The organism is Pseudomonas sp. ML2-2023-3 (assembly GCF_037055275.1).
GTDB lineage: Bacteria > Pseudomonadota > Gammaproteobacteria > Pseudomonadales > Pseudomonadaceae > Aquipseudomonas.
In genome coordinates, this window is sequence record NZ_CP146343.1 from 3,260,376 (window position 1) to 3,286,856 (window position 26,481).

A 26,481-nucleotide genomic window follows, 5' to 3' on the forward strand; every position below is an offset into this window, starting at 1 on the left:
GAGTCTCCTTGACTCCTCGGAGCACGCAAAAAAAACGCCGCCATTGTTACCAATGGCGGCGTGATCACATCATCAAATGGCTGTTGAACCGTGGGAAACCGGCAAGTTGCACGATTCACCCCGTCCCATCGGGAAGTACTGCAAGCCGGTCTTGGCCAGACGCTCGCCGTCGTACAGGTTGCGCCCGTCAAATATCACCGGGGTGTTCAGGCGCTGCTTGATCAGCTCAAAATCCGGAGCCTTGAATTGTTGCCACTCGGTACACACGATCAGCGCGTCGGCGCCGCTTAGGGTGGATTCCGGCGTACCCATCAGGCTCAGGCGTTCTTCATTGGCGTAAAGACGCTGGGTTTCCTGCATGGCTTCGGGGTCGAAGGCCCGTACATTGGCTCCGGCTGCCCACAAGGCTTCCATCAATACCCGGCTCGGCGCGTCGCGCATGTCGTCTGTATTGGGTTTGAACGCAAGACCCCACAGGGCAAAGGTCTTGCCTTTGAGATCGCCCTTGAAGAACGCATTGATGCGATCGAACAGCTTGTGCTTCTGGCGTTCGTTGATGGCTTCAACCGCTTGCAACAGATCGCTTGAGCAATTGACCTGCTGGGCACTGTGGATCAGCGCGCGCATGTCTTTGGGGAAGCACGAACCGCCGTAGCCGCAGCCCGGATAGATAAAGTGGTAGCCGATACGGGTATCGGCACCGATGCCCAGGCGCACGGCTTCGATGTCGGCGCCCAGGTGCTCGGCCAGTTCTGCAATCTGGTTGATGAAGCTGATCTTGGTCGCAAGCATGCAGTTGGCGGCGTACTTGGTCAGTTCGGCGCTGCGCAGGTCCATGAAAATGATGCGGTCATGGTTACGGTTGAACGGTGCGTAGAGGTCACGCATGACCTCGCGGACTTCTTCGCGGGCGCAGCCAATGATGATGCGATCCGGGCGACGGCAATCGGTAACTGCCGAGCCTTCCTTGAGAAACTCCGGGTTGGACACCACGTCAAATTGCAGTGTGCGCCCGGTCAGGCTCAGGGCCTTGTTGATATGGGCGGTCAGTGCGTCACCGGTGCCGACGGGTACGGTGGATTTTTCGACCAGGATCAGCGGCTCTTCACGGTGGCGGGCAACCGCATCACCGACTGAAAACACCTGGCCCAGGTCAGCCGAACCGTCTTCGCTCGGGGGCGTGCCCACGGCGATAAACAGTACCTGACCGTGCTCCACGGCGAGTTTTTCATCGCTGGTAAAGCGCAGGCGTTTGCTTTCAATATTTTCACGCACCAGGCTCGAAAGCCCGGGTTCGAAAATGCTGACGTGACCTTGCTGCAGCAGCTCGACCTTTTTCTGGTCAATGTCCATGCAGATCACGTCGTGGCCGACTTCAGCCAGGACCGTCGCCTGCACCAGGCCTACATAGCCACTACCAAATACACTGATTTTCATGCGCAGTTCCTGGTACGTCGAGAGTTGATCGTAAGCACCCCAAGGATGACCAGTGTCACACCCAGGGTTTTTGACAAAGTGAAGTGTTCATCGAAAATCGGCAGGCTTGCAGCGAGCAGGTACACCAAGGCGTAACTGACGCTCAACAGCGAATACGCGCGACCCAGCGGCAAGTCGCGCAGGGCCAGCAGCCAGCAGAGCATCGACAGCGCATACGCCATGATCGCGGCAAACACCACCGCCAACGCCGGGAGCGATACATCGCCCTGACTGATTGCATCCACCCATTGAGCCGGCTGCGGCAAGCGGGTCATGCTCCAGCGCATGCCCAATTGGGCAGTGCTGACCAGCAATACACTCCCCGAGGCAAAGGCAAATCCACGGCGCAGGTTCATGCTTGTTGTCCCAGCAAAATGACGCCGGCAATCACCAGCCCCACCCCCAGCCAATGACGCCGGTCGATGGATTCTTTAAACAGGTAGCGGGCCACCAGGGTGATCAGCACAAAGTTGAGGCTGAGCATCGGGTAAGCAATCCCGACCTCAAGCCGTTGCAACACCAGCAACCACACCAGCAAACCCAGGCCAAGGCACAGCAAGGCCAGCCACAGCCAGGGGGAGCGCAGTTTTTGCGCCACCCCGGATTCAATCCCGCGCCAGCCTTCGACCGCATACTTCTGGGCGATCTGGCCGGCGCAGGTCAACAGGCACGCCAATAGCAGCAGTGCCAGGGTCATGGAGCGATCTGCGGGAAAATCAGAATGACCATGTTGCCTTCGTCATAGCGCTTGGCATCTTTGGGCAAGTGATCCATTTCATCGCTTTCATCGCTGTCCTTGACTCGCATGACTACGCCCACCGGGCCTTGGCGACGGGCGTCAGCCATCCATTGGCCAATATCGGCCAGGCCGATGCTCTTGCCTTTGGCATCGTCATAGGTCAGGCCGTATTTGACTTCGCCCTGGGTGTTGTAGAGCGTCACGTCCGGGCGCCGAAGGCGCCACGACAAGGCAGATGCCGCACCCAGGTCGTTGCTGAGCAAGGACTTGGCCTGGGACAACTCGTCCATGTGTTCAAGGACGAACTGGTCGGGCATTTTGTTGTGAATCACGCTGGTCGGCATGGCCGCAGGCAGCGCGAGAACCAGAACACCCATTGCCACGGCAGGGGCGGCCCACATTTTCAACGGTTTGGACAACGTGAGCAGGCCGGTAACGATCCAGGTCAGCAGCACGAGCACCAACAACGCCATGTGCTGCGGTTCATTGTCATAAAACGGTTTTTTGAGCTGGAAATAGATCAGGGCCAGCAATGCCACGCCGCCCACCACCAGATTGAGCAGGCCGTTCAAGCGGATGGCTCCGGTTTTGGCCTGCTCGACACGGGCAATCAGCGCGTGGCCCAGCAGCAGGGCCAGCGGCAACATGCACGGCATGATGTAAGTCGGCAGCTTGCCTTTGCTCAGGCTGAACAGGGCCAGCGGCAACAGCAGCCACATCAGCAGGAACACCACGCTGGCATGACGCTTGTTCTGCCAGGCATCCTTGAAGGTTGCAGGCAGCAGGGCTACCCAGGGCAGGCTGGCGACCACCATCAGCGGCAGATAGAACCACCATGGACGACCGTGCTGGGCATCTTCACCTGCAAAGCGGCGAATGTGCTCGTGCCAGAAGAAAAAATTCCAGTAATCGGGCTCCTGGGCGTGAACCGCAAGGATCCACGGCAGTGAAACCAAGGCTGCGACCAGCATGGCCACCAGGCCATATTTGACCAGTTCCAGAAAACGCTTTTGCCAGACCATGTAGGGCAGGGCGATCAGCACCGGCAGCAGCAGGGCCAAAAAGCCTTTGGTCATGAAGCCCATGCCACAGGCAAAGCCCAGCACGGCCCAGCTGATCAGACGATCACGGGTAGTGCTGCTGTCGACGGCAAACCACAAGGCCACCAGGCTCAGGTTGACCCAAAGCGTGAACTGCGGATCGAGGTTTGAATAACCCGCCTGGCCTGCGATCAAGCCAAACGTCATGTACACCAGGGCGCAGGCGAAGCTCTTGCGCGGGTCGTTCCACAGGCGGCGAGCCACGGCATAGGCCAGGAACACGCTCAGGCCGGTGGCGATGGCCGAGGCAATGCGCACGCCAAACAGGTTCTCGCCAAAAATGGCCTGGCCGATAGCGATCATCCAGTAGCCGGCAATCGGCTTCTCGAAGTAGCGCAAATCCATGAAGTGGGGAGTGATCCAGTTACCGTCGATCAGGATTTGCTGGCCGATTTGTGCGTAGCGCGTTTCATCGGGAATCCACAGGCCGTGGGTGCCCAGTGGCAACAGGTAAAACGCAATAAAGGCCAGTACCAGCAGGGGTATCGTCCAGCGCTGGGTCATGGCTTCTGTACTCCCAGCCAGCCTTCACGGCCTTCAAGCACGCCGCGGCTGAGTTGCCCGGCAGGCAGACTGTCAATGTCGATCGGAAGCAAGTCCCGCAGGGGCTGGAAATGAATATCGCGGGCACGGGCCTGCGCCAGCAATTGACGGAAGTCGTTTGCCATAAGAATCCCTTCTACTTCAGCATGGATGGTGTATGCATTCAGCTTTTGCGGGCTGAAGCGATCAAGAATGTATGAGTTGAAGTCGGCGGCACTCAGGTGCGGCCCGACCACTTCATCGAACGTCGGTAAATCCACAGGGATTTGCGGCGCGCCCAGTCTGCCGTCAGCCAATCGTGGCCGAAACAGACTGTGCCCGCGGCAATCACTGTTGTAACGAAAACCAAAGGTTTCCTTGGCCTGGACTACGCGTTCATCGGCACGCCACCCTGCGGCTGCCGAACACTCGACGGCCTGTCCGGTGATGTCGCTCAGGGTCTCGACACCACGGCGGATCTGCTCGATCAGTTGTGCCTCGCTCCAGCGCGCGGTGTTGGCTTGCCAGCCGTGGTGATCCCAGGCGTGCAGGCCGACCTCATGGCCAGCGGCCAGGGTCTGGCGCATCAAGTGCCCCAGATCCTTGCCGATAGGTTTGCCTGGCCAGGCGGTGCCGGCCAGCAAAATATCCCAGCCATACAGGCTGGCAGCCTTGGAGCGCATCATTTTCCAGAAAAACTGGGGCTTGATCAGCCGCCATAAATGGCGGCCCATGTTGTCCGGCCCCACGCTGAAAAAAAACGTGGCCTTGATCTGGGCTTCATCGAGCAGTTCGAGTAACTGTGGAACCCCCTCACGGGTTCCACGGTACGTGTCGACATCGATACGCAGTCCAGCTTGCATCAGCGTTTTTCCGCGATTTCTACCATGGCTTCACGCAGGAAGAAGTCCAGGGTCTTGCCAATGGTTTCACTCAGCTCGGTGGTCGGCGTCCAGTCGATAAGACGACGGGCGTTTTCAACACTTGGCTTGCGATGGCTGACGTCCTGATAGCCAGTGCCGTAGAAAGACTGGCTTTCAACGTCGCGGAAACCTGCAAACGGAGGGAAGTTGGCACGCAATGGGTGGGCTTCGAACTGACGCAGCAACTCTTCGCCCAGCTGACGAATGCTGGCTTCGTTGTCCGGGTTGCCGATGTTGATGATCTGGCCGTCGCACTTGCCACCCTTGTTGTCGATGATGCGGGCCAGGGCCTCGATACCGTCGGCAACGTCAGTGAAGCAGCGTTTTTGTTCGCCACCGTCAACCAGGCGGATCGGGGTACCTTCCACCAGGTGCAGGATTAGTTGGGTGATGGCGCGCGAGCTGCCAACACGTGCCGAGTCCAGACGGTCAAGGCGCGGGCCCATCCAGTTGAACGGACGGAACAGGGTGAACTTCAGGCCTTTGGTGCCGTAGGCCCAGATCACGCGGTCCAGCAACTGTTTGGACACCGAGTAGATCCAGCGCTGCTTGTTGATCGGGCCAACAATCAGGTTGGAGGTGTCTTCGTCGAAGTTCTTGTCCTGGCACATGCCATACACTTCGGACGTGGACGGGAAGATCACGCGCTTGTTGTACTTGACGCAGTAGCGCACCAGCTTGAGGTTTTCCTCGAAGTCCAGTTCGAATACGCGCAACGGGTTGCGGGTGTATTCGATTGGCGTGGCGATGGCCACCAGCGGCAGGACCACGTCGCACTTCTTGATGTGGTATTCGATCCACTCGGTGTGGATGCTGATGTCGCCTTCCACGAAGTGGAAGTTAGGGTGGCTGCGCAGGCGGTCGATGGCGTCGGAGCCAATGTCCAGGCCATACACTTCATAACGATCGTCTTGCAGCAGACGCTCGGACAGGTGGTTACCGATAAAACCGTTTACGCCCAGGATCAGGACGCGGGTACGGCGTGCCGGGCGACCGGACTCAGCACCACGCAGGCGCGAACCTTCGACCAGGCCCAGTTCACGGGCCAGTTGCGGGCCGCTCAGGTACAGGCCGTTGTCGTTGCGCTGACCGGCAGTGATGACCAGCGAGTCCTGGCCGCAGGCAATGCGCAGCGGTTCGCAGCTGATGACCTGGCCAGGTGCATGGCCCTGGTTGCCGGCTACCACTTCGGCGCCCCAGACAATCAGTTTGTGCTCGCCCACGGCGCAGAAGGCGCCCGGGTAAGGCTGGGTAACGGCACGCACCAGGTTGAACAGCTCTTCAGCCGGGCGAGTCCATTGCAGCAAGCCGTCAGCCGGGGTGCGGCGACCAAAATAAGTGGCTTTGGATTCGTCTTGCGGGGTTTCGGTGAGCTTGCCCTGTGGCAGCAGCGGCAAGGCTTCGGCCAGCAGTTGGGCGGCGGTTTCACGCAGCTTGGCGTGCAGGCTCAGTGCGGTATCCGAACGCTCGATGCTGATGCGTTGCTGGGCCAGGATATCGCCCGCATCAGCACGCTTGACCATGCGGTGCAGGGTGACGCCGGTTTCGGTTTCGCCGTTGACCAGCACCCAGTTGGCCGGTGCGCGACCACGGTAGCGCGGCAGCAACGAGCCATGCAGGTTGAAAGCACCTTTGCTGACGCTGGCCAGCAGTTCTTCGCCCAGCAGGTGGCGATAGTAGAACGAGAAGATGTAATCGGCGTTCAGCTTGCGGATGCGCTCGATCCACAGTGGGTGGTTGGCGTCTTCCGGCGCGTGAACCGGGATGCCTTTACGGGCACACAGTTGGGCAACCGAGCCGTAAAAGTTATTTTCCTTGGGGTCGTCAGCATGGGTAAACACAGCAGCAATTTCGTAACCTGCATTGAGCAAGGCTTCAATGCCTGTGCAGCCAATATCGTGATAGGCGAAAACAACGGCTTTCAAACTCATGATTGGACCTGTGTCGAAGTAGAAGAAGTCGGGTTGCAAGTTGAAACGGAAGAAGTTGCCGGCTCGGCGCGAACGATTTTTTCAATGAAAAACCGTGGTCGAGCCCTAACATCGCTGTACATGCGGCCCAGGTATTCACCCAATAGGCCCATGCCGATAAATTGTCCGCCGGTGAATACAAACAGCACCGCGAACAGCACGAAAGTACCGTGGCCAGCCCAGGATGCGCCGAAGATCAGACGCAGCATGACCAGGGCGATGGCGAACAGGACGCCCAGTACCGCCATGCTGAAGCCGATAATGCTCAGCAGGCGCAAAGGTGTTGTGGTCATGCAGGTGATCAGGTCGAACATCAGGTTGATCAGGCGCATCGGGCTGTACTTGGAGTCGCCGTGTTCGCGCTCGGCGTGCTCGACCAGCACTTCGGTGGTATGGCGGGCGAAGCTGTTGGCCAGAATGGGAATAAAGGTGCTGCGTTCGCAGCAAGCCAGCATCGCGTCGACGATGGAGCGGCGATAGGCGCGCAGCATGCAGCCGTAATCGCTCATGGCAACCCCGGTGGAGCGTTGCACGGCGAGGTTGATCACACGTGAAGGCCAGCGGCGCCAGGCGGAGTCCTGACGGTTGTTGCGCACAGTGCCGACCACGTCGTAACCCAGTGCTGCCTGCGCGACCAGGCGGGGGATTTCTTCCGGCGGGTTTTGCAGGTCGGCGTCGAGGGTGATCACCACATCGCCTTTGGAATGCTCAAAGCCGGCCATGATGGCGGCATGTTGCCCGTAGTTGCGGTTGAGGATCACGGCAACGACTGGGCTGCCTTCACGCTCGGCAGCGTCTTGCAGGATTTGCGCCGAATTGTCCCGACTCCCGTCATCGACCAGGACGATTTCATAGGCCTGTGTCAACTGCGCGCAGGCTGCTTCAGTACGGCGCAACAGCTCGGGCAGGCTCTCTTCTTCGTTGTAGACCGGGATGACGATCGACACACACTGGATTGGGTAGGGTTTCAAAATATTCGTTCCAGTCAGTTTCAATGGCACAAGACGACATGTCTAAGTCGGCCTCACTCAGGCGCACTTCAAAAACCGGCGCCCACTACGAGTAAAGCTCAATACTGGCAAAGGTAAAGTTGTTGAACTGCGTTATCTACATGATTTCGCTTACAAACTATCGGATCTTTTCTGTTCTAGGAAGTGCATACGTTAAACGCACAATTGTGAAAAACCTATGAAAGTTAGATCAACAGGGCATGTTTTGAATCACTAGACAGGTGCTATTCAGGAATGGCGTTACACGCTTGAAGCCTCCATTTTTAGCGTGTAGTTACGTTTTTTGCGTGCAGTGGTTTATATCAGCAACTGTACGAAATTGAACAGCGCCCACTTGCAGTAACGATTCTGCCCCTCGTTTAAACCCATAAACGTCTGAGCGCCAACCTGCGGGCGTGTGACGTGCGTCACACCGGTTGGCGCTCAATAATGGCCTTTTAGTTCAGGCCCAGTTTACCCCGCAGGGTCGACAAGTCTTCGGCCAGTGTATTGACAGGCCCCACCAGCGCTTTGCGATCGTTGTCCTTGACCTTGTCGTAGGTTTCGAAACCACCGTCGGCGGTTTTGTACTTGGTCAGGATGGTGTTTACCGTAGCGAAGTTTTTATCGACTTTGGCGGCAAACGCTTTGTCGTTCTGCGCGATGTGTGCACGGAACAAGTCGACTATCTTTTTCGCGCCGTCCACGTTGCCCTGGAAGTCATACAGGTCGGTGTGGCTGTAGCGATCTTCCTCGCCGGAAATCTTGGTGGCGGCCACTTCTTCCATCAGGGCCGCTGCGCCGCCAACGACCTTCACCGGCGGGAAGGTCAACCCCGCCACACGGCTTTGCAGGTCTTTTACGTCCTTGTTGAGGCCATCAGCCAATTGGTCGAGGCCCTGGGTGCTGTTTTCGGAGAACAGGCTGTACTCGATGCGATGGAAGCCCGTGAAATCAGGCGCTTTAACGCCTTTTTCGTGATCGTCTACCCGGGAATCGATCGAAGCGTCGAGGTCGCTGAACAGCTCGGCAATCGGTTCAATGGACTCGTAATACACGCGGGTCGGTGCATAGAGTTTTTTGGCCGTGGCTAGGTCCCCCTTTTTGACCGCATCCGTGAATGCTTGCGTGTTGCTGGCCAGTTCATCCAGTTGCTCGGTGACGTAGATTTTGTAGTCCGAAACAGGTTGCACCAGATCCAGCGGCGCGGTTGCGGCCAGTGCCGAGAGCGGGGTGTGAAGCAACCCCAGGGCCAGGAGCAGTGCGAGCGGCGTCTTCTTCATGGGACTTTTTCCGATGGGTTGAGGTTCAGGTGCGGGCAAGCGGTGTAGCGGCTTCGAGCAGCGAGCGGCCAATGAAATCCTGATCGTCGCGCACGCCCGGCAGGGTAAAGAAATAGCCGCCGCCAACAGGCTTGAGGTATTCCTCCAGGGGCTCACCGTTCAGGCGGGTTTGCACGGCGATAAAGCCCTGCTCCAGGTCGCGCTGGTAGCAGATAAAGAGCAGGCCCATGTCGAGCTGGCCGTTCTTGTTGACGCCATTGGAATAGTTGAATGGCCGGCGCAGGATCAGGCTGTTGCGCGTTTGCGCGGTGCGCGGGTTGGCCAGGCGGATATGGGCGTCCATCCGGGTGACTTTGCCGTGCGGGTCCTGGCTGTAATCAGGGACGTCGCTTTCGCGGGTGCCGTCCAGAGGGGCGCCACTGGCCTTGCTGCGACCGAAGATGCTTTCCTGTTCTTGCAGTGGGGTTCGGTCCCAGCGCTCGACGAAGTTGCGGATGATGCGCACCGCCTGATAGCTGCCGTTGACCGCCCACCGGGGTTCGTCGCTGTCGGGCTGGACCCAGACAATCCGGTTCATGGTCGTGTTGTCGTTGGAGTCGGGGTTGGCCGAACCGTCGCGAAAGCCCAGGAAGTTGCGCGCACTTTGAGCCGGTACGCCGGGCTTGGCGGGCGCTTGGGGTGGAACGGTGCCTTCTTGCTTCCAGCGCACCAGAAGCAGGTCGGGGAGGTTTTTCACGATGTCACGCAGGGCGTGAATATTGGTGTCGGCTGTATTGGCGCAAAACTGCAGGCTCAAGTCGCCGTGGCACTGCCCGGGCTCCAATGCATCGTTGGGGAACCCTTGCATGCGGCTCAAGCGTTTGGGCTTGACCTGGCTCAGGCCGAAACGCTCATCAAACAGGGACTCGCCAACCGATACGGTGACGGTCAAGTTGTCCGGGGTCACAACGGGGCCAAGAATGCCGGAGTCCACAGGTGGCAGCTTGGGGTCGACCTGGGGCACGGCGCCGCCCTTCATCAGGAAGGCAATGCGCTCATTCAGGGTGCGGAACAGGCGCTCAAGATCTTGCCGGTCAGTGGCCAGCACATCGAAGGCGACCAGCATGCCAGCAGCCGGGCGGGGAGTGACGATGCCATTTTGATGCTGGCCATGGAACCCGTGATGATCCAGGGTTCTGTCGCTGCTGGGGGCCTGAGTGACCTGTGCATCAGCCGCGTGGCCCGCAGCCAGGGCCGGACAGCTGAGGGCACCACCGGCCAGGGCGGCACCGGCGACCCCCATGCCCATCAGGATGCGGCGGCGCTGCTGGTTAAAAGAGTTCGAAGTGTGTTCTGAATCGCTCATGTGCGTCTCGTCTGCAATGACAGGCCGCTAAGGCCGAGGGCGGGATCGATTCCATCGAGTGCGTCGGCCAGAACCTTGGCCTTGTTGCTGATCTGTTGGCGTTGTTCGGCACTGACCGTGTCGTAGCTGCGGTAGCCCCGGGGTGTGCTGAGGCCACTGAGCTGTGCTTCAAGCGAAGCGCTGGCAATGTCGATGCTGTGCTGCAAATCGGCATCTTTTTTACTCAGTAGCGGACGCAGCAGGTCAACCACCTTGCGTGCAGCTTCAAGGTTGGCGGCAAAACCGTTGAGGTCGATGTGGCTGTAGCGTTCCTCCTCGCCGCTGTTGGCGCGGGTGTCCGCCAGAGTGTGGAGGGTGCGCGCAGCAATGCTGACCAACTGTTCGGGCGGCAGCGATTGGGCCAATAGCTGTTGCTTGAGCTGCACGGCATCGGTTTGCAGTTGTTGGGCTATCGGCGTGAGGCCCTGGGTGCTGCGCTGATCGAACAGGCCGTATTCCAGGCGATGGAAACCGGTGAAACCCGGGTCTTGCTCGCGTTTTTCGAAATAGTCGGCGCGGGCATTGATGGCGTTATCCAGTTCTGCCAGCCGCTGGGCTGCCGGGGCCAGGCGCTGATAAGCCTCGCGGGCAGGTATGTACAAGGCTTGCGCCTGCTCGAGATCGCCGGCCGCAATGGCCAGGGACAGCGCGTCGACGGTCTTGATCAGCGCGCTGCCCTGGCGGCTCAGGTAAACCCGGAACTCCGACAGGGGGCCAATAAAGGCCACCATTGAAGGTTGCGCATTGGCGCTGGCCTCGGACGCGGCAGTGGGCGTCACGTGCAGTGAGCCACGGGGATTGCTGAGCAGGCCGCAGGTAATGGCGTAATCCCCCGGAGCCAGGGTCGCGTTAATCACCTGGCTGAGGCCGGGGGCAATATTCTCACGCTCCTCGACGACCAGTACGCCGTCGAGGATCTCCCATTCAACCGCCCGCTCTGAGGCGTTGACAATACGAAAGCTATTGAAGCCTGCCGGTACGGTCAGCGCATTGGGTTCGCAACTGTGGGGGTGAATGGTGACCGTGACTTCGTTGTTATGAGCGCTGCGCTTGGCCGCAGCCAGTTGCGAGGCGTAGTAGAACAATCCGCCGGCCGCGATCATCACGATCACCGAGCCGGCCACCGCCCAGCGCAGTGCGCGAGGGGGTGTACCGCTTGCAGGGGTAGGCATGCTTGACCTTATGGGTGTGTTGCGGAGGAGGTGTGTGCAGCGTTTGCAGGCGCAGGCGGGCGAAAGAACATCGCTAACGTCACTGCCAGATAAATCACATAGGCGCCCAATACGCTGACGGTTGGCGCATCCTGATAGCCGAACATACCCGCCAGTACCGAGCCAAGGGGGCCATCCATCGGCAGGCGAGTGCTGACATCGAACACGATGCCCTGCAAGTGATTCCATAGCCCGGCTTCATGCAGTGCTTGCACCGAGTTGGCCAGGATGCCCGCGGCAACTACCAGGATAAACAGGCCGGTCCAGCGGAAGAACAGGCCCAGGTTCAGACGCATGCTGCCGCTGTAAATGGCAAAACCGATGCCGATGGCCAGGACCAGGCCAAGCAGGGCGCCCAGCGGTGCGGCAGGGCCTTCGCTTTGCTGGAATACGGCGAGCAGAAAAAACACGGTTTCAAGCCCTTCGCGGGCGACGGCAAAGAACACCATGGCGATCAGTGCGGTGACTTGATGCTTAGAGCCGGCCAGCGCCTGATCAAGTGACGTGTGCAGGGAGTGCTTGATGGAACGCGCCACTTTGCGCATCCAGAACACCATCGAACTGAGAATGCCGACCGCAATCAGGCCCACGATGCCTTCGAACAATTCCTGTTGCTTCTGCGGGAATTCGGCACTCATGAGCTCCAGGCCACCGCCCACCAGCAGCGACAGAGCCGCTGCCAGGAAGACGCCGATCCACACGGCGGGCATCCACTGCCCGCGGCCTGTTTGCTTGAGGTAACTGGCAATGATGCCGACGATAAGTGCGGCCTCAATCCCTTCGCGCAGCATGATCAGAAATGGAACCAGCATGGGAAAAGCCCGCGTCACTAATTAGTTAGGGAGCTAATTTGTAACATGCTGATACGTATTACCAAACAAGAATCGATTGCATTTGCTGAACATTCGCTGAACGGAAAGCTGCATCGGGGGCAATGGCCTCAATGCATTGCTTCAGACCAATCCGGTCGCCTGTATCGCGAGCAAGCCCGCTCCCACAAGGAGCGCAAAGCTGTGGGGGCGGGGTTGCTCGCGATGGTATCGATGCGGTGATTCAGCAGAGCCGGCTCATCAGCAGCATCATGGCTTTTTCGCCTCGTCGACTTTTGGTTCTGATTGCTCGATATGCGCTTTCATGGTTTCAAGTGCCGTCTCGGCAGTCATTGCTCTGAGTGTCAGAGCGGCTGTGACTTCTTGTGACTGGCTATGCGCCTGCTTCAAGCCTTCGCTTTCCTGGGTGGCCACCCGCAAGCGCTCCTGGAGCAGGGTGCATTCGTTTTGCAGCTGGCTCAGTTGACCCGTCAATTGCCCGTTGAGGTTGCTCAGCTTGTGCTGCTGGTCATTGGCCTGGTTCAGTTCTTTGTTCAGGGCGCGGCTCTCGCTCAATACGCGCTCGTTGTCACGATGCAGCTGGGTGATTTCATCCTGACGTACCAGCGCGCTCTGTTGGGCCTGGCGCAGTTCCATTTGTACCTGCTGCAATTGGCCCTCATGGCGACGCTGATCCTGCTCCCGTTGTTCCTTGACGGCACTGCGGTAGTGCTCAAGGGCGTCGCGGGCGTGCAGGTGCTTTTCTTCCAGTGAGCGGATTTGTTCGTCACGGTCCGTAAGGCGCAGCTCAAAGTCACTGCACGCCTGATTCAGGGCGGCGTTACGGGTTTGTTCGGTTTGCAGCATGGAGCGGATAGCTTCGAGGTTGGCGCTTTCCTGGCTCAGTGCCGTGCCTTGTATCTCAAAGCGTTGCTCAAGCTGTGCCTGGGCGTCTTGCGCCTCGCTCAGTTGCTCGCGCAACTCGATTTTCAGCTGTTCGTAATGGGCCTGGGCGCGGTCGATCGGCTCTTGCGCCTGCTCCTGCAGGCGCTGGGCGAGGCGGGCTACCAGCTCGGTCAGTTCGTCACCGATCTGTTCCTGAGGTGCTCCGCGACGTGAGTCGACCTCGTCCAGCTCTTTCAGATAGCGATGGATCGTGGTTTTCGATCCGGTATTACCCATCTCGATACGTACAGCATCAATGCTCGGGTGTTCGCCGCGGGCCAGGATCGCCGTGCGTGCAATTTGGACTACCGCTTTGTTTACGCCGCCACGGGCCATGGCTTTCTCCTACGATTTTGTACTGTGGTATGTATCATGTAATTACATACTATATTAACGATTAAATTTTGTCTTTATTTACGATTTAAGACACGGGATATACTGGTATTATCCCGTGCTAGAGCCTTTAAACAGCGTTTTGGGCTCGTTTTCAGTACGCCAATCAAGAGAACTGCCCATGAGCGAGCTGGATCGCTACTTAAACGCCGCGACCCGCGACAACACCCGCCGTAGCTATCGGGCTGCCATCGAGCATTTCGAAGTGACCTGGGGCGGTTTCCTTCCGGCCACCAGCGACAGCGTGGCGCGCTATCTGGTGGCCCACGCCGGACAGCTGTCTATCAACACCTTGAAGCTGCGTCTGTCGGCGATTGCGCAATGGCACAACAGTCAGGGGTTTGCCGATCCGACCAAGGCCCCGGTCGTGCGCAAGGTGTTCAAGGGCATCCGTGCATTGCATCCGGCACAGGAGAAGCAGGCCGAACCGCTGCAGTTGCAGCATCTGGAGCAGGTGGTCGACTGGCTCGAAGGCGAAGCGCAGGCAGCGCAAGCCAGCGCGGATCAGCCAGGGCTGTTGCGGGCCAGGCGTGATGCTGCCCTGATTCTGCTGGGGTTCTGGCGCGGGTTTCGCAGCGATGAGCTATGCCGTTTGCAGGTCGAGCACGTACAGGCGGTCCCGGGCGCGGGCATTACGCTGTATCTGCCCCGCAGCAAGAGCGACCGCGACAATCTGGGTAAAACGTTCCAGACCCCGGCGCTACAGCGACTGTGTCCGGTGCGGGCCTATATCGAGTGGCTCAATACGGCAGCGCTGGTGCGTGGACCGGTGTTCCGCGGGATCGACCGCTGGGGCAACCTGGGCGAGGAGGGGTTGCACGCCAACAGCGTGATCCCGCTTCTGCGCCAGGCGCTGGAGCGAGCCGGCATTGCTGCCGAGCAATACACCAGTCACTCGTTGCGTCGCGGTTTTGCAACATGGGCCCATCAAAGTGGTTGGGATTTGAAGTCGCTGATGAATTACGTCGGCTGGAAGGACGTCAAGTCAGCCATGCGCTATGTTGAAGCGAGCCCGTTTACCGGGATGAGCCTCACCGCTGAAAAGCCTGTTGGCAACTGATTGAGGTCAACTTGAAAGCCGACCCGATGGCCCATAGTTGAATAGGGACTTGGGGTATTAGCTTTCTTCTATCTATAGCGTCACTTGATAGCTAAAACCAATCGGCAGCATCAGCTTTGCCAATGAGCCAGATGCGAAATGTGTTGTTAGGATTCACCTCATCAACTTTTCAACCCTGACGGAGAGTCAACGATGCCTATCATCAACAGCCAAGTAAAACCGTTCAAAGCAACTGCCTACAAAAACGGCAGCTTCGTGGAAGTGTCGGACGCTGACCTGAAAGGCAAGTGGTCTGTCGTGTTCTTCTACCCAGCCGACTTCACCTTCGTTTGCCCAACCGAACTGGAAGACCTGGCTGACAACTATGAAGAGTTCAAGAAACTCGGCGTGGAAATCTACAGCGTGTCGACTGACACCCACTTTGCCCATGCTGCCTGGCACAACACTTCGCCAGCCATCGGCAAAATCCAGTACACCATGATCGGCGATCCTACGCTGACCATCTCCCGCAACTTCGACGTGCTGATCGAAGAAGCTGGCCTGGCTGACCGCGGTACTTTCGTGATCAACCCGGAAGGTCAGATCAAGATCGTTGAGCTGAACGACGGCGGCGTTGGTCGTGATGCCTCCGAGCTGCTGCGCAAAATCAAGGCTGCTCAGTACGTCGCAGCTCACCCAGGCGAAGTGTGCCCGGCCAAATGGAAAGAAGGTGAGTCCACCTTGGCTCCATCCCTTGACCTGGTCGGCAAGATCTAAGTCTGTGAAGCACCCAAGGGCGGTGAACCGCACCTAAGTAGTCAGCAGCATCGCCCTCAAAACGCCCGGGCGACATTCGCTCGGGCGTTTTTTTTTACAGAATCAATATTCAAAGGAGATCGCCCGTATGTTGGACGCCAATCTAAAAGCACAGTTGAAGTCATACCTGGAGCGGGTCACACAGCCGATCGAGATTGTCGCTTCTCTCGACGACGGTGCGAAATCCCGTGAAATGCACGACCTGTTAAAAGAAATTGCCAGTCTTTCCAGCATGATCACCCTGCTGGACAACGGTAACGATGCGCGCAAGCCTTCGTTCTCGCTGAACCGCCCGGGCGGCGATATCAGCCTGCGTTTTGCAGGTATCCCGATGGGCCACGAATTTACTTCGCTGGTGCTGGCCTTGCTGCAAGTAGGCGGCCACCCATCGAAAGCCAGTAGCGACGTGATTGAACAGATTCGCTCCCTTAAAGGCGAGTTCAACTTCGAAACCTATTTCTCGCTGTCTTGCCAGAACTGCCCAGACGTTGTTCAGGCTCTGAACTTGATGGCGGTGCTCAACCCGAACATTCGCCACGTGGCGATCGACGGCGCCTTGTTCCAGGACGAAGTCACCGAACGTCAGGTGATGGCGGTGCCAAGCGTTTACCTGAACGGGGTGAACTTCGGTCAGGGTCGCATGGGCCTGGAAGAGATTCTCGGCAAACTGGACACCAGTGCCGTTGAGCGTCAGGCCGAAAAAATCAGCGCCAAAGAAGCCTTTGACGTGCTGGTGATTGGTGGCGGTCCGGCCGGTGCTGCTGCAGCGATCTATGCTGCGCGTAAAGGCATACGTACCGGTGTTGCGGCCGAGCGCTTTGGTGGTCAGGTGCTGGATACTATGGCCATCGAGAACTTTATCTCGGTTCAGGAAACTGAAGGGCCAAAGCTTGCCACTGCACTTGAGGAACACGTCAAGCAATACGACGTCGACATCATGAACCTGCAGCGTGCAGACAAATTGATCGCCGGCAAGGCGGGCGAGTTGCACGAAGTGAAATTTGCCAGCGGTGCATCGCTAAAAGCCAAGACCGTGATTCTGGCCACCGGTGCCCGCTGGCGTGAAATGAACGTGCCGGGTGAGCAGCAATACCGCAGTCGAGGTGTTGCTTACTGCCCGCACTGTGATGGTCCGTTGTTCAAGGGCAAGCGTGTTGCAGTCATCGGCGGCGGTAACTCGGGCGTTGAAGCCGCCATCGACCTGGCAGGCATCGTTGCTCATGTGACCCTGCTTGAGTTCGATACCGCATTGCGCGCCGATGCGGTATTGCAGCGCAAGTTGCACAGCCTGCCCAACGTAAAGGTCATCACCAATGCCCAGACCACCGAGGTAACAGGTGACGGGCAGAAAGTGAACGGTCTGCTTTACAAGGATCGTCAGTCGGGTGAAGTGCATGCCGTGGAACTTGAAGGCATCTTTGTGCAAATTGGTTTGTTGCCTAACACCGATTGGCTCAAAGGTACTGTAGAGCTTTCGCCCCGTGGTGAGATCGTGGTCGATGCTCGTGGTGAAACGTCGATCCCCGGTATTTTCGCAGCCGGTGACGTGACCACCGTACCGTACAAGCAGATCGTGATCGCGGTGGGCGAGGGCGCCAAGGCTTCCCTGAGTGCGTTCGATCACTTGATCCGCTCTTCTGCGCCGCAATAAGCGGCCTGAAACAAAAAACCCATGAGCGATCATGGGTTTTTTTTTGAGCCCGATATTTACATCGGTTGTGGCTGGATGATCTCGACCCAGTAACCGTCCGGATCTTTAACGAATGCCAGGGACTTCATGCGGCCATCGTTCAGACGTTTCTGAAAGTCCACGCCCAAGGCTTCAAATCGCTCACAGGCGGCACGGATATCCGGCACCGAAATACAGATATGGCCGAAACCGCGCGGATCGGTGTTGCCATTGTGGTAGACGACGCTGTCGTCGGTTTCCGAGCCGTGGTTGTGGGTCAGTTCCAGGATGCCGGGAATGGACTTCATCCACAGCGTACGCGCAGCGTCGTCTGCGGGGATCTGTGCCTTGTCGACCAGCGCCAGAAAATACAGGCTGAATTCAGCTTCAGGAAAGTCACGCTTTTCAACCAGTGAGAAACCCAGTACGCGGGTATAAAAATCGAGGGACTTCTCGATGTTTTTGACGCGCAGCATGGTGTGGTTGAACACGAAATTATGGGTAGCGCTATCTGGTTGGCCAGTGACGCCAGGGATGTTGTTCAGGTCTTGCAGGCTCATGAACCCTCCGAAAATGATGCATAGGTGATCGGTCGCTACGATGAGCGTGATGAGGGAATGATACGGAAAGTGAAGTCTTGCGCCAAACCTGTTTTAGGGGGAGCGGGGCTGTCGCGTTTCAACCTCTGCATAGCTTCATAGGGTGAACTGTGCGATCACTTCATGCGATGACATGACATCGGCATATTCATCACCGAGTATGGCCAGGGTTAATTCATGAACGGTTGTGGCGTCCCACGACTGCCCATGCGCCCCAATGACGGGCACGGCTGTCGTCGCGTCTGACGGAAGAATGATGCTGTAACCGAGCGCTTTTCCCGCACGGACTGTGGCATCCATGCTGTTGTGAATCACAACACCCGTCAGCACCAAACGCTTTACCTGCATCCTTTTAAGGATGGCGTCCAGTTCGGTGGCAATGAAGGCGCAGTTTTGCTGTTTGGTGATGACGGTTTCTCCCTGTATCGGGGCAACGTCTTTCTTTATTTCATTCCAGGGGCCGTGGACGTAATAGCTGGATGTAGGTGTCTGCTCATCGTGCTTCACGTGAAGAACCGGCCAACCATTTGAGCGCCAATGATTAAGAAGGCGTTGGATTACCGGCAAATAGTCAGGATTACTTTTGCCATCCCAGTTCGGGCGATCAATGGCATCTTGAACGTCAAGGATAATCAGGGGGACAGGGCCGGATTGTTCCTTCATGTAATCTCATCTCCTTTTGGTGACAGTAGGTCGAGTGTGCTGAGCCCAGCCGCTACCAGCAGATAACCATCATGCAGCTTTCGCAGACATGGACAAATCGCGGGCAAAAAGAAGCCCGCCGAAGCGGGCATGGGGCGCTAGTCCTTTAGCAGCCTCTATCCTGTGACCCACCATGTGAAAAATTTGTGAAGCATCTTCCCCTCCCGTCCTTTTCGGTCCTGCGGGTCGCAAAATACGACTTTTCCTACACCGCAATTGGCTGGGTTTTTTTTTACTCGGGGCGTTCGGTAAAACACATGCGTGTACTTGAGCGGATCGCTGGCAGGAGCCCGCCAAGAAGCGACGTTGAAGTTTTAATGATGGACTAAAAATAACGTAACTCTGCGCCGCACGATAATGTGAGCCCTTCATCATAAAGTTGAGCCCTTTATAATGAAGGGGGGCTCAGAACGATTAACTCAGGTACAAAAAAGCCCTGCCGGGGCAGGGCGTGATTTGCAGGGGGGCTTTATGCACGAAGCCAAGTATCTACCGTTGCTGCACCATACTCTTCTTTCCAGGCTTTCAAGCCGCGATGGTTGCCGCCTTTGGTTTCGATAAGTTCGCCGGTATGGGGGTTTTGGTAAACCTTGAGCACTCGGGCCTTGCGCTGTTTAGGGGCTGATGCGCCCTTTGAAGCAGAAGGGTTTGGGTCAAGGATGGCGATGATGTCCCGCAGGTTTTTGCCATAGGTTTTCATCAAGCCTTGAAGCTTTTCTTCGAACTCGATTTCCTTTTTAAGTCCGGCATCATTTTTCAAGGCTTCCAATTGGGCCAGCTGTTCTTGTAGCGCTTTTTCAGCAGCGCGAAACTCAGCAAGTCTAGACAAAGTCATTACTCCATTCGTAGGTTCGGTGCGATGAAACCGAAGCGAATTAATGATGTTTGGAATGCACAAGATTTGCAGGACGAACCCCCGAGATTTTGATCCCGGGGAACGCATCCACTGATGCAGACAATTAAAAGTTCGTATTCGGACAAAAAAAATTGTAGTTGCTAATTCCTACGCTGCCAAGTGCTATAAGCGTGCTGTTTGAAAAAGTTTCAAACAGCACGCTTATTTATTAAGTGGGGGTTAAGCGTGCCTGTAAAGCCTCGATGAACTCGGCAGGCGGCATGGGGCGCGCAAACAGGTAGCCTTGTAAAAAATCAACGCCTTGAGCGGCCAGGTACTCGCTTTGTTCTTCTGTTTCAATGCCTTCTGCGACAATCCCCAAGTCCAGCTTCGCACTCAACTCAATGATGCTGTCAAGGATATGTCTGGACAGGGCATCTACCCCAATCAAGGCGACAAAGCTCTGGTCAATCTTCAAGTAATCAACGTTGAACTCGCGCAAGTAACTCAGGCTTGAATGGCCGGTGCCAAAGTCATCAATGGCAATCATGACCCCCAGGGTGTGCAATTCACTGAACAGTTGATGGGCAGTGGGGGTGGGGACGATTAACTCGCGCTCGGTGAGCTCCAGGACAAGGTTGATGTGCCCCGGCGGGAAAGCGTCCAGAAAGCGTCGACAGTCTTCAACCAGCTCAAGGTTCTGGCAATGGTGGGCTGAAGTGTTGAAGGCTATATGGAAACCGGGCTCCATGTGGCTGGAGTGGGGGGCAAGCAGCTGTGATGTTTGCTCCATCAGCGAGCGCGTCATCGGCACAATCAAGCCCGAGTGTTCTGCAAAAGGGATAAACAGGTCCGGACGAACCAGCCCCTCTTTAGGGTGTTGCCAGCGCATTAATACTTCGGCCCCGGCCCATTGTTTGGTATCACCCCGTACGACGGGTTGGAAGTAAGGAATGAACTCGGCCGCCTCCAGGCCACGGCGCATTTCACTGGAGGGTGAAGACGAGCGTTTTTGAAGCCTGTTAACCGTCAAGGCTGAAACAATGCCCAGAAAGATCAATAAACCCAAAAGCCCCGGGTATTCAACAATCACATGCCTCCAGACTTCACCCTCGTTGAAACCTGCGATAACACGGTAGGGGTACTCGGGTGAAGGCACTGCAGTTTGTGCCACAGGCAAATGGGGAGGCGGCGTATTGCGTACCTGGCCATAGCGGTCGATCCAGGCATCGCCCACGACAATCAGTAAATAGGTTTTGTGATTGACCAGGCCCAGTACGTTGACCAGATGAAAGCCATACAAACTGATCAACACCCCGCGCTTGTCCTTGTTCTGGCGGTAAACCAGAACCGGGTCATTGGGCGTTACCATGGTGCCGGGCATCAGCCACAGCACACCGTTTGCATATTTCTCAGGGCTCACCGCTTCTTTGTATTTGCCAAATAAAGACGTGCAGTAGATCTGGTTGTCCCACACCAGATTCACGGAGCGTACATAAGGACGTCTCGTGACTTGCTCGCGCAGGGCCAGTTCAACCTGGGCGCAATCGCGGCCCGCCTGCGGCAGGACAATGTCGGCGGCCAACTTGGCATTTTCCAGCATCAAGTCAAATTGTCGTACGGCTTCCTGGGCGGTTTGAGTGGCCTCAAGTTTCAGTGAGCGGTTGGCCTGCCAAACTATAATCAAGACACCCAGCACGACAGGTAACAGTCCGCTGAGCACAATCAACGCGTAACGGTCAGTCCATTTACGGCTCATTTTTGAGGTGAGTGGCATTCAAAATCCTGCTAACACAGAGGTGGGGCTTGGGTGCACGCTACAGAACAGTAAGAAAAGCGTAGCAGTGCATGCGGGCAATTTTACAATGGGTAGGACAAATAAGATTACGCCATGTAGAATCGGCTTACGCATACAAGAATAACGACTTCTGAAAGCAGAAGCCCTACCGCGTAAGAGATGGATCGAAATGAAGCGATTCGGGTTCCAGTTGATCTACGGTGATTTCCTTGCGCGCAGTGTGCGCGGGATCTCCTGCGCGCCGCCAGCCAGCCTCAGCATTCTTAGCATATAACCCCTGTTAATTCTAAAAATGACCATGATGAGGCGCCTAAAATGGCTGATCTATACGAAAACCCAATGGGCCTGATGGGCTTTGAGTTCATCGAATTCGCGTCCCCTGTACCCAATACCCTTGAACCTGTGTTTGAAATCATGGGTTTCACCAAGGTGGCGACCCACCGTTCCAAAGATGTGCACCTGTATCGCCAGGGCGATATCAACCTGATCCTCAACAACGAGCCCAACAGTGTCGCGTCCTACTTCGCGGCCGAGCACGGTCCGTCGGTATGCGGGATGGCCTTTCGGGTGCGCAATGCACAGCAAGCCTATACCCGTGCACTTGAATTGGGGGCTCAGCCGGTACATATCCCTACCGGCCCGATGGAACTGAACCTGCCTGCAATCAAAGGCATTGGTGGCGCTCCGTTGTACCTGATCGACCGCTATGGCGAAGGCAACTCGATTTACGACATCGACTTTGTGTTCATCGAAGGCGTAGACCGTCATCCGGTCGGCGCTGGCCTGAAGATCATCGATCACCTGACCCATAACGTGTACCGCGGCCGCATGGCTTATTGGGCCAACTTCTACGAGAAGCTGTTCAACTTCCGCGAAATCCGTTATTTCGACATCAAGGGCGAATACACCGGCCTGACCTCCAAGGCCATGACCGCGCCAGATGGCATGATTCGCATCCCGTTGAACGAAGAGTCGTCCAAAGGTGCGGGTCAGATCGAAGAGTTCCTGATGCAGTTCAACGGTGAGGGCATTCAGCACGTTGCCTTCCTCAGTGATGACCTGATCAAGACCTGGGACGCGCTGAAGAAAATTGGCATGCGCTTCATGACTGCACCGCCAGAGACCTACTACGAAATGCTTGAAGGCCGCCTGCCGAACCACGGTGAACCGGTTGAAGAGCTTCAATCACGGGGCATCTTGCTGGACGGTTCTTCGGAGTCGGGTGACAAGCGCCTGCTGCTGCAGATCTTCTCTGAAACCCTGATGGGGCCGGTGTTCTTCGAGTTCATCCAGCGCAAGGGCGATGACGGCTTTGGCGAAGGCAACTTCAAGGCACTGTTTGAGTCCATCGAACGCGACCAGGTGCGTCGTGGTGTGCTGACTGCAGACTGATACGCCTCATGCCCGCTCCCACATGGCGCGTTCCTGTGGGAGCCGGGCTTGCCCGCGATAGCATCGCCAGCAAGCCTGCTGCTGCCATTCCCTCCCTAGAACAACCCCGCCGCAATATTGATCGTAAACCCAAGCACTGCCGTGTTGAACAAAAAGCCCAGTAATGAGTGAGCCAATACCGCTTTGCGCATTTCGCGGGTGGCGATGCTCACGTCGGCTGTCTGCACCGCAACGTTGAGGGTGAACGAGAAATACAGAAAATCCCAGTAGTCCGGGTCCAGCAATCCCTCCGGGAAGCGCAGTGCCGGCTCCGGCCCTTCGTTGTTATAGAACAGTCGCGCGTAATGCAGGCTGAAAATGACTCCGATCATCAACCACGAACCCACCACAGTCAGCCCGGTAAAACCGTAATGAATCAGGCGATCGGTGTCGCTGGTAATGGTGCCCGACAACTCAAGGGTGACGGCCGCCAGGCTGGCGATTGCAGCAATGCACACAGTAAAGAGCACCATGCTGGCATTTTCATCTTCGACTTCAGCCGTGCTTTTGACGTCACAGGCCCTGGAGTGGATCACCAGCCATAACGTAAAGGCCAGATACAGCCATACAGCGCTGTTCCAGCCCAGCAGGAATTTGGTGGTCACGGTAGCGGCAGGAGCAAAAATGCCAACGGCCAGCCCGACCAGAGTGGCGGCGGTCAAGCGGGGGTGGGTGCGTGCAAGGTGCGACATAAACAATCCCTGTTACTGAGTTTACAAGCACCTTAGCACGCACTGCCGGGGGTTAACCCTGGCGAGGTTTGCTTCTTGCCAGCTTCATCACCACCACGAAGAACACCGGTACAAACACCACGGCCAGAGTTGCGACGATCATGCCGCCGATCACCCCTGTGCCGATGGCCTGCTGACTCGCGGAACTGGCGCCGGTGGCGAGTGCCAATGGCACCACCCCAAGGATGAACGCCAGTGACGTCATCACAATCGGGCGCAGCCGCAAGCGGGCTGCTTGCACGGTAGCGTCCACCAGGTCATGCCCCTCGTCGTACAGAGTCTTGGCAAATTCGATGATCAAAATGGCGTTCTTTGCCGACAGCCCGATAATGGTGATCAGGCCCACTTTGAAGAACACGTCGTTGGGCATTCCGCGCAACGTGACCGCCAGCACCGCACCCAGTACGCCCAATGGCACGACCAGCAGGACAGCGGTCGGGATCGACCAGCTTTCGTACAGTGCAGCCAGGCACAGGAAAACGATCAGCAGCGACAAGGCCAGCAGGATCGGTGCTTGAGCCCCGGACACCTGTTCTTGCAACGATAACCCTGTCCATTCCAGGCCCAGGCCTGCCGGGAGCTGGCTGACCAGGCGCTCAATTTCAGCCATCGCCTCGCCGGTGCTGTGCCCTGGGGCCGATTCGCCGGAAATGCTGATCGCCGGGTAACCGTTATAACGCGTCAGCTGGGACGGGCCCTGTATCCAGCGGGCTTCGACAAAGGCCGAAAGCGGCACCATCTTGCCCTGGTCGTTACGCACATTCATTTTCAGCAGGTCTTCGACCTGGCTGCGCTGATCACCTTCAGCCTGAACCACTACCCGTTGCATGCGGCCCTGATTCGGGAAGTCGTTGACATAGGCCGAGCCCACCGCCGTTGACAACACGGCGCCGATGTCGGCAAAGGAAATGCCCAGCGCATTGGCGCGTTTACGATCGACCTCAAGCTGCACCTGCGGGCTTTCTGCCAGTGCTTCTTCACGCACATTGGCCAGCACAGGGCTTTTGGCTGCCAGTTCCAGCAACTCACTGCGGGCTTGCATCAGCCTGTCATAGCCAACACCGCCACGGTCTTGCAAGCGGAACTCAAAACCGCTGGAGGTCCCTAGGCCACTGACCGGAGGTGGAAGGATGGCAAAGGCCACCGCGTCCTTGAGCTCGCTGAAAGCGCCGTTCGCCCGGTCAGCGATTGCCGATGCAGAATCCTGGGCGCCACGTACCGACCAGTCCTTGAGGGTGGTAAAGGCCAGCGCTGCGTTCTGGCCGCTACCCGAGAAGCTGAAACCCAGGATCATCGTGGTGTTACCCACCCCGGGCTCGCTGGCGTTGTGTGCCTCGATCTGCTCGGCCACCTTGATCGTGCGGCTCTGGCTGGCGCCTGGCGGCAGTTGAATGTCAGTGATGGTGTAGCCCTGGTCCTCGACAGGCAAGAAGGAGGAGGGCAGGCGTGCAAAGCACACCACCAGAATCACCAGCAAGGCACCGTAGACCAGCAGGTAGCGTGTGCTGCGCTTGATCAGATGCACCACCCAGTGTTCGTAACCTTGTGACAGGCGCTCGAACTTCCTGTTGAACCAGCCAAAGAAACCGCCCTTGGCGTGATGCTCTCCCTTGGCGATCGGCTTGAGCAAGGTTGCACACAGGGCCGGGGTCAGGGACAGGGCCAAAAATGCCGAGAACAGAATCGAAGTCGCCATCGACAGCGAGAACTGCTGGTAAATCACCCCGACGGATCCAGGCATGAACGCCATTGGAATAAACACGGCCACCAGCACCAGGGTGATGCCCACAATCGCGCCGCTGATCTGGGTCATCGCCTTGCGGGTCGCTTCTCGCGGCGAAAGCCCTTCGCTGACCATGATCCGCTCGACGTTCTCGACCACCACAATGGCGTCGTCCACCAGAATCCCGATGGCCAGCACCATGCCGAACATGGTCAGCACGTTGATTGAAAAGCCCAGCGCCAGCATCGTGGCGAACGTTCCCATCAGTGCCACTGGCACCACCAGGGTCGGGATCAGCGTATAGCGAATGTTCTGCAGGAACAGGTACATCACGGCAAATACCAGCACCATAGCCTCGACCAGGGTGTAGATAACCTTGGTGATCGAGACTTTGACAAACGGCGTGGTGTCATACGGGATGGTGTATTCCACACCGGCCGGGAAGTAGCGGCTCAGATCGTCCATCTTGGCGCGAATCAGGTTGCCCGTATTCAGGGCGTTGGCCTCCGGTGCCAGTTTCACGCTGAAAGCGCTGGCTGACTTGCCGTTCAGCCGGGTGCCGTACTGGTACTCCTGGCTGCCGATTTCGACCCGGGCCACATCGCTGATGCGTACCGTGGAGCCGTCCGGGTTGGCGCGCAGCACAATATCGCCAAACTCTTGCGGGGTTGATAGCTGGCCCTTGACCAGTACCGTTGCGGTGATTTCCTGGGTGGAGCGCCCCGGCAGATCGCCGATGCTGCCCGCGGAAACCTGTGCGTTTTGACTGGCAATCGCCTGGTTGACGTCGGCCGGGGTCAGGTTGAAGCCGATCAATTTTTGCGGATCGATCCAGATGCGCATGGCACGTTCGGCACCATACAGCTGGGCCTTGCCGACGCCGTCGATGCGCTTGACTTCGTTCATCACGTTGCGCGCAAGGTAATCGCTGAGGGCAACCTCATCCAGCGCGCTGGTGCTGTCGGCGGTCAGTGTCACCAGCATCAGGAAGCCCGAGGAGATTTTCTCGACCTGCAGGCCTTGCTGGATAACCGCCTGGGGCAGGCGCGACTCCACCGCTTTAAGACGGTTCTGTACATCGACCTGCGCCATCTCCGGATCGGTGCCGGGTTTGAATGTGGCGGTGATGCTGGCACTGCCCAGGCTGCTCTGGGATTCGAAATACAGCAAGCCATCGGTGCCGTTGAGCTCCTGCTCAATCAGGCTGACAACGCTTTCGTCCAGGGTTTGGGCCGAGGCGCCGGGGTAAATGGCGTAAACCTCGACTTGGGGCGGCGCCACGTCGGGATATTTGGCTACTGGCAACTGCGGGATGGCCAAAGCCCCCGCCAGCAGAATGAACAACGCAACGACCCAGGCAAAGACCGGGCGGTCGATAAAAAACTGCGGCATGC

General features: G+C 57.5%; 23 protein-coding genes. 5 read left to right on the forward strand and 18 right to left on the reverse strand.

Going from position 1 to position 26,481, the window contains the following annotated elements; all coding sequences use genetic code 11:
- Window positions 1-72: 72 nt before the first annotated feature.
- The 11 genes from V6P94_RS14930 to efeU all read right to left on the reverse strand — a co-directional run bounded on the left by V6P94_RS14930 (window position 73) and on the right by efeU (window position 12,409).
- Window positions 73-1,437, reverse strand: coding sequence for a UDP-glucose/GDP-mannose dehydrogenase family protein (locus V6P94_RS14930; protein WP_133079225.1), 1,365 nt, complete (start codon window positions 1,435-1,437; stop codon window positions 73-75).
- The gene (arnF, locus tag V6P94_RS14935; RefSeq protein WP_133079224.1) at window positions 1,434-1,832 is read right to left on the reverse strand and encodes a 4-amino-4-deoxy-L-arabinose-phosphoundecaprenol flippase subunit ArnF; all 399 of its coding nucleotides are present in this window, start codon (window positions 1,830-1,832) and stop codon (window positions 1,434-1,436) included. The genes V6P94_RS14930 and arnF overlap by 4 nt, the downstream gene beginning before the upstream one ends.
- Complete coding sequence (gene arnE / locus V6P94_RS14940) at window positions 1,829-2,173, reverse strand: 4-amino-4-deoxy-L-arabinose-phosphoundecaprenol flippase subunit ArnE (RefSeq protein WP_133079223.1); 345 nt, start codon at window positions 2,171-2,173, stop codon at window positions 1,829-1,831. The genes arnF and arnE overlap by 4 nt, the downstream gene beginning before the upstream one ends.
- The gene (gene arnT, locus V6P94_RS14945) at window positions 2,170-3,819 is read right to left on the reverse strand and encodes a lipid IV(A) 4-amino-4-deoxy-L-arabinosyltransferase (protein WP_133079222.1); all 1,650 of its coding nucleotides are present in this window, start codon (window positions 3,817-3,819) and stop codon (window positions 2,170-2,172) included. Before arnT ends, arnE begins: the two co-directional genes overlap by 4 nt.
- Window positions 3,816-4,700, reverse strand: a complete 885-nt coding sequence (gene arnD / locus V6P94_RS14950; RefSeq protein ID WP_326397925.1) for a 4-deoxy-4-formamido-L-arabinose-phosphoundecaprenol deformylase — start codon at window positions 4,698-4,700, stop codon at window positions 3,816-3,818. The genes arnT and arnD overlap by 4 nt, the downstream gene beginning before the upstream one ends.
- On the reverse strand, window positions 4,700-6,691 hold the full coding sequence (gene arnA / locus V6P94_RS14955; RefSeq protein WP_133079220.1) for a bifunctional UDP-4-amino-4-deoxy-L-arabinose formyltransferase/UDP-glucuronic acid oxidase ArnA: 1,992 nt from the start codon (window positions 6,689-6,691) through the stop codon (window positions 4,700-4,702). The genes arnD and arnA overlap by 1 nt, the downstream gene beginning before the upstream one ends.
- Entirely contained in the window at window positions 6,688-7,701 is a 1,014-nt protein-coding gene (arnC, locus tag V6P94_RS14960) for an undecaprenyl-phosphate 4-deoxy-4-formamido-L-arabinose transferase (protein WP_133079219.1), read from the reverse strand. The genes arnA and arnC overlap by 4 nt, the downstream gene beginning before the upstream one ends.
- Window positions 7,702-8,177: 476 nt before the next feature.
- Window positions 8,178-9,002: an iron uptake system protein EfeO gene (efeO, locus tag V6P94_RS14965; RefSeq protein ID WP_338647356.1), complete on the reverse strand. Its 825-nt coding sequence runs from the start codon at window positions 9,000-9,002 to the stop codon at window positions 8,178-8,180.
- Between the two features lie 25 nt (window positions 9,003-9,027).
- Window positions 9,028-10,347 carry an iron uptake transporter deferrochelatase/peroxidase subunit gene (efeB, locus tag V6P94_RS14970; RefSeq protein ID WP_133079217.1) on the reverse strand — a complete coding sequence of 440 codons (1,320 nt, stop codon included), beginning with the start codon at window positions 10,345-10,347 and terminating at the stop codon, window positions 9,028-9,030.
- Entirely contained in the window at window positions 10,344-11,558 is a 1,215-nt protein-coding gene (efeO, locus tag V6P94_RS14975) for an iron uptake system protein EfeO (RefSeq protein ID WP_133079216.1), read from the reverse strand. The genes efeB and efeO (V6P94_RS14975) overlap by 4 nt, the downstream gene beginning before the upstream one ends.
- Window positions 11,559-11,566: 8 nt before the next feature.
- Window positions 11,567-12,409 (reverse strand): iron uptake transporter permease EfeU, encoded by an 843-nt coding sequence (gene efeU / locus V6P94_RS14980; RefSeq protein ID WP_133079215.1) that lies wholly within the window; start codon window positions 12,407-12,409, stop codon window positions 11,567-11,569.
- 45 nt (window positions 12,410-12,454) lie between these two features.
- Here efeU and V6P94_RS14985 point away from each other — a divergent pair, with 45 nt between their 5' ends.
- Window positions 12,455-12,649: a hypothetical protein gene (locus tag V6P94_RS14985; RefSeq protein ID WP_133079214.1), complete on the forward strand. Its 195-nt coding sequence runs from the start codon at window positions 12,455-12,457 to the stop codon at window positions 12,647-12,649.
- 27 nt (window positions 12,650-12,676) lie between these two features.
- On the opposite strand, the gene V6P94_RS14990 is transcribed toward V6P94_RS14985, so the two are convergent.
- On the reverse strand, window positions 12,677-13,687 hold the full coding sequence (locus V6P94_RS14990; protein WP_133079213.1) for a DNA-binding protein: 1,011 nt from the start codon (window positions 13,685-13,687) through the stop codon (window positions 12,677-12,679).
- A 178-nt stretch (window positions 13,688-13,865) separates the two neighbouring features.
- Here V6P94_RS14990 and V6P94_RS14995 point away from each other — a divergent pair, with 178 nt between their 5' ends.
- The 3 genes from V6P94_RS14995 to ahpF all read left to right on the forward strand — a co-directional run bounded on the left by V6P94_RS14995 (window position 13,866) and on the right by ahpF (window position 17,250).
- Entirely contained in the window at window positions 13,866-14,804 is a 939-nt protein-coding gene (locus V6P94_RS14995) for a site-specific integrase (RefSeq protein WP_133079212.1), read from the forward strand.
- 192 nt (window positions 14,805-14,996) lie between these two features.
- Window positions 14,997-15,560 (forward strand): alkyl hydroperoxide reductase subunit C, encoded by a 564-nt coding sequence (gene ahpC / locus V6P94_RS15000; RefSeq protein WP_016780891.1) that lies wholly within the window; start codon window positions 14,997-14,999, stop codon window positions 15,558-15,560.
- A 127-nt stretch (window positions 15,561-15,687) separates the two neighbouring features.
- The gene (gene ahpF / locus V6P94_RS15005) at window positions 15,688-17,250 is read left to right on the forward strand and encodes an alkyl hydroperoxide reductase subunit F (protein WP_338647370.1); all 1,563 of its coding nucleotides are present in this window, start codon (window positions 15,688-15,690) and stop codon (window positions 17,248-17,250) included.
- Window positions 17,251-17,306: 56 nt separating this feature from the next.
- Here ahpF and gloA read toward each other — a convergent pair whose 3' ends face one another.
- From gloA to V6P94_RS15025, 4 genes are all read right to left on the reverse strand, one after another.
- Entirely contained in the window at window positions 17,307-17,828 is a 522-nt protein-coding gene (gene gloA, locus V6P94_RS15010) for a lactoylglutathione lyase (protein ID WP_326397924.1), read from the reverse strand.
- Window positions 17,829-17,963: 135 nt separating this feature from the next.
- Window positions 17,964-18,530: an isochorismatase family protein gene (locus V6P94_RS15015; RefSeq protein ID WP_338647373.1), complete on the reverse strand. Its 567-nt coding sequence runs from the start codon at window positions 18,528-18,530 to the stop codon at window positions 17,964-17,966.
- A 508-nt stretch (window positions 18,531-19,038) separates the two neighbouring features.
- Window positions 19,039-19,398 (reverse strand): histone-like nucleoid-structuring protein, MvaT/MvaU family, encoded by a 360-nt coding sequence (locus V6P94_RS15020; RefSeq protein WP_219262353.1) that lies wholly within the window; start codon window positions 19,396-19,398, stop codon window positions 19,039-19,041.
- A gap of 235 nt (window positions 19,399-19,633) precedes the next feature.
- On the reverse strand, window positions 19,634-21,181 hold the full coding sequence (locus V6P94_RS15025; RefSeq protein WP_338647378.1) for an EAL domain-containing protein: 1,548 nt from the start codon (window positions 21,179-21,181) through the stop codon (window positions 19,634-19,636).
- A 336-nt stretch (window positions 21,182-21,517) separates the two neighbouring features.
- On the opposite strand from V6P94_RS15025, the gene hppD reads away from it, so the two are divergent.
- Window positions 21,518-22,594 (forward strand): 4-hydroxyphenylpyruvate dioxygenase, encoded by a 1,077-nt coding sequence (gene hppD / locus V6P94_RS15030; RefSeq protein ID WP_133079207.1) that lies wholly within the window; start codon window positions 21,518-21,520, stop codon window positions 22,592-22,594.
- Window positions 22,595-22,689: 95 nt separating this feature from the next.
- Here the strand turns inward: hppD and V6P94_RS15035 are convergent, their stop codons facing one another.
- Entirely contained in the window at window positions 22,690-23,325 is a 636-nt protein-coding gene (locus tag V6P94_RS15035; protein WP_338647381.1) for a DUF1345 domain-containing protein, read from the reverse strand.
- A 52-nt stretch (window positions 23,326-23,377) separates the two neighbouring features.
- Window positions 23,378-26,479: a multidrug efflux RND transporter permease subunit gene (locus tag V6P94_RS15040; RefSeq protein WP_133079205.1), complete on the reverse strand. Its 3,102-nt coding sequence runs from the start codon at window positions 26,477-26,479 to the stop codon at window positions 23,378-23,380.
- Window positions 26,480-26,481: the final 2 nt, after the last annotated feature.

What these genes read in the sequence shown, in the direction of transcription:
- V6P94_RS15040 (WP_133079205.1), bottom strand. Translation starts at nt 26,479, where the DNA reads ATGCCGCAGTTTTTTATCGACCGCCCGGTCTTTGCCTGGGTCGTTGCG.
- V6P94_RS14995 (WP_133079212.1), top strand. Translation starts at nt 13,866, where the DNA reads ATGAGCGAGCTGGATCGCTACTTAAACGCCGCGACCCGCGACAACACC.
- V6P94_RS15035 (WP_338647381.1), bottom strand. Translation starts at nt 23,325, where the DNA reads ATGTCGCACCTTGCACGCACCCACCCCCGCTTGACCGCCGCCACTCTG.
- V6P94_RS15025 (WP_338647378.1), bottom strand. Translation starts at nt 21,181, where the DNA reads ATGCCACTCACCTCAAAAATGAGCCGTAAATGGACTGACCGTTACGCG.
- arnD (WP_326397925.1), bottom strand. Translation starts at nt 4,700, where the DNA reads ATGCAAGCTGGACTGCGTATCGATGTCGACACGTACCGTGGAACCCGT.
- efeU (WP_133079215.1), bottom strand. Translation starts at nt 12,409, where the DNA reads ATGCTGGTTCCATTTCTGATCATGCTGCGCGAAGGGATTGAGGCCGCA.
- ahpC (WP_016780891.1), top strand. Translation starts at nt 14,997, where the DNA reads ATGCCTATCATCAACAGCCAAGTAAAACCGTTCAAAGCAACTGCCTAC.
- efeO (WP_133079216.1), bottom strand. Translation starts at nt 11,558, where the DNA reads ATGCCTACCCCTGCAAGCGGTACACCCCCTCGCGCACTGCGCTGGGCG.
- V6P94_RS14985 (WP_133079214.1), top strand. Translation starts at nt 12,455, where the DNA reads ATGCTGATACGTATTACCAAACAAGAATCGATTGCATTTGCTGAACAT.
- V6P94_RS15015 (WP_338647373.1), bottom strand. Translation starts at nt 18,530, where the DNA reads ATGAAGGAACAATCCGGCCCTGTCCCCCTGATTATCCTTGACGTTCAA.
- arnF (WP_133079224.1), bottom strand. Translation starts at nt 1,832, where the DNA reads ATGAACCTGCGCCGTGGATTTGCCTTTGCCTCGGGGAGTGTATTGCTG.
- arnE (WP_133079223.1), bottom strand. Translation starts at nt 2,173, where the DNA reads ATGACCCTGGCACTGCTGCTATTGGCGTGCCTGTTGACCTGCGCCGGC.
- hppD (WP_133079207.1), top strand. Translation starts at nt 21,518, where the DNA reads ATGGCTGATCTATACGAAAACCCAATGGGCCTGATGGGCTTTGAGTTC.
- ahpF (WP_338647370.1), top strand. Translation starts at nt 15,688, where the DNA reads ATGTTGGACGCCAATCTAAAAGCACAGTTGAAGTCATACCTGGAGCGG.
- arnA (WP_133079220.1), bottom strand. Translation starts at nt 6,691, where the DNA reads ATGAGTTTGAAAGCCGTTGTTTTCGCCTATCACGATATTGGCTGCACA.
- gloA (WP_326397924.1), bottom strand. Translation starts at nt 17,828, where the DNA reads ATGAGCCTGCAAGACCTGAACAACATCCCTGGCGTCACTGGCCAACCA.
- efeO (WP_338647356.1), bottom strand. Translation starts at nt 9,002, where the DNA reads ATGAAGAAGACGCCGCTCGCACTGCTCCTGGCCCTGGGGTTGCTTCAC.
- V6P94_RS14990 (WP_133079213.1), bottom strand. Translation starts at nt 13,687, where the DNA reads ATGGCCCGTGGCGGCGTAAACAAAGCGGTAGTCCAAATTGCACGCACG.
- V6P94_RS14930 (WP_133079225.1), bottom strand. Translation starts at nt 1,437, where the DNA reads ATGAAAATCAGTGTATTTGGTAGTGGCTATGTAGGCCTGGTGCAGGCG.
- efeB (WP_133079217.1), bottom strand. Translation starts at nt 10,347, where the DNA reads ATGAGCGATTCAGAACACACTTCGAACTCTTTTAACCAGCAGCGCCGC.
- arnT (WP_133079222.1), bottom strand. Translation starts at nt 3,819, where the DNA reads ATGACCCAGCGCTGGACGATACCCCTGCTGGTACTGGCCTTTATTGCG.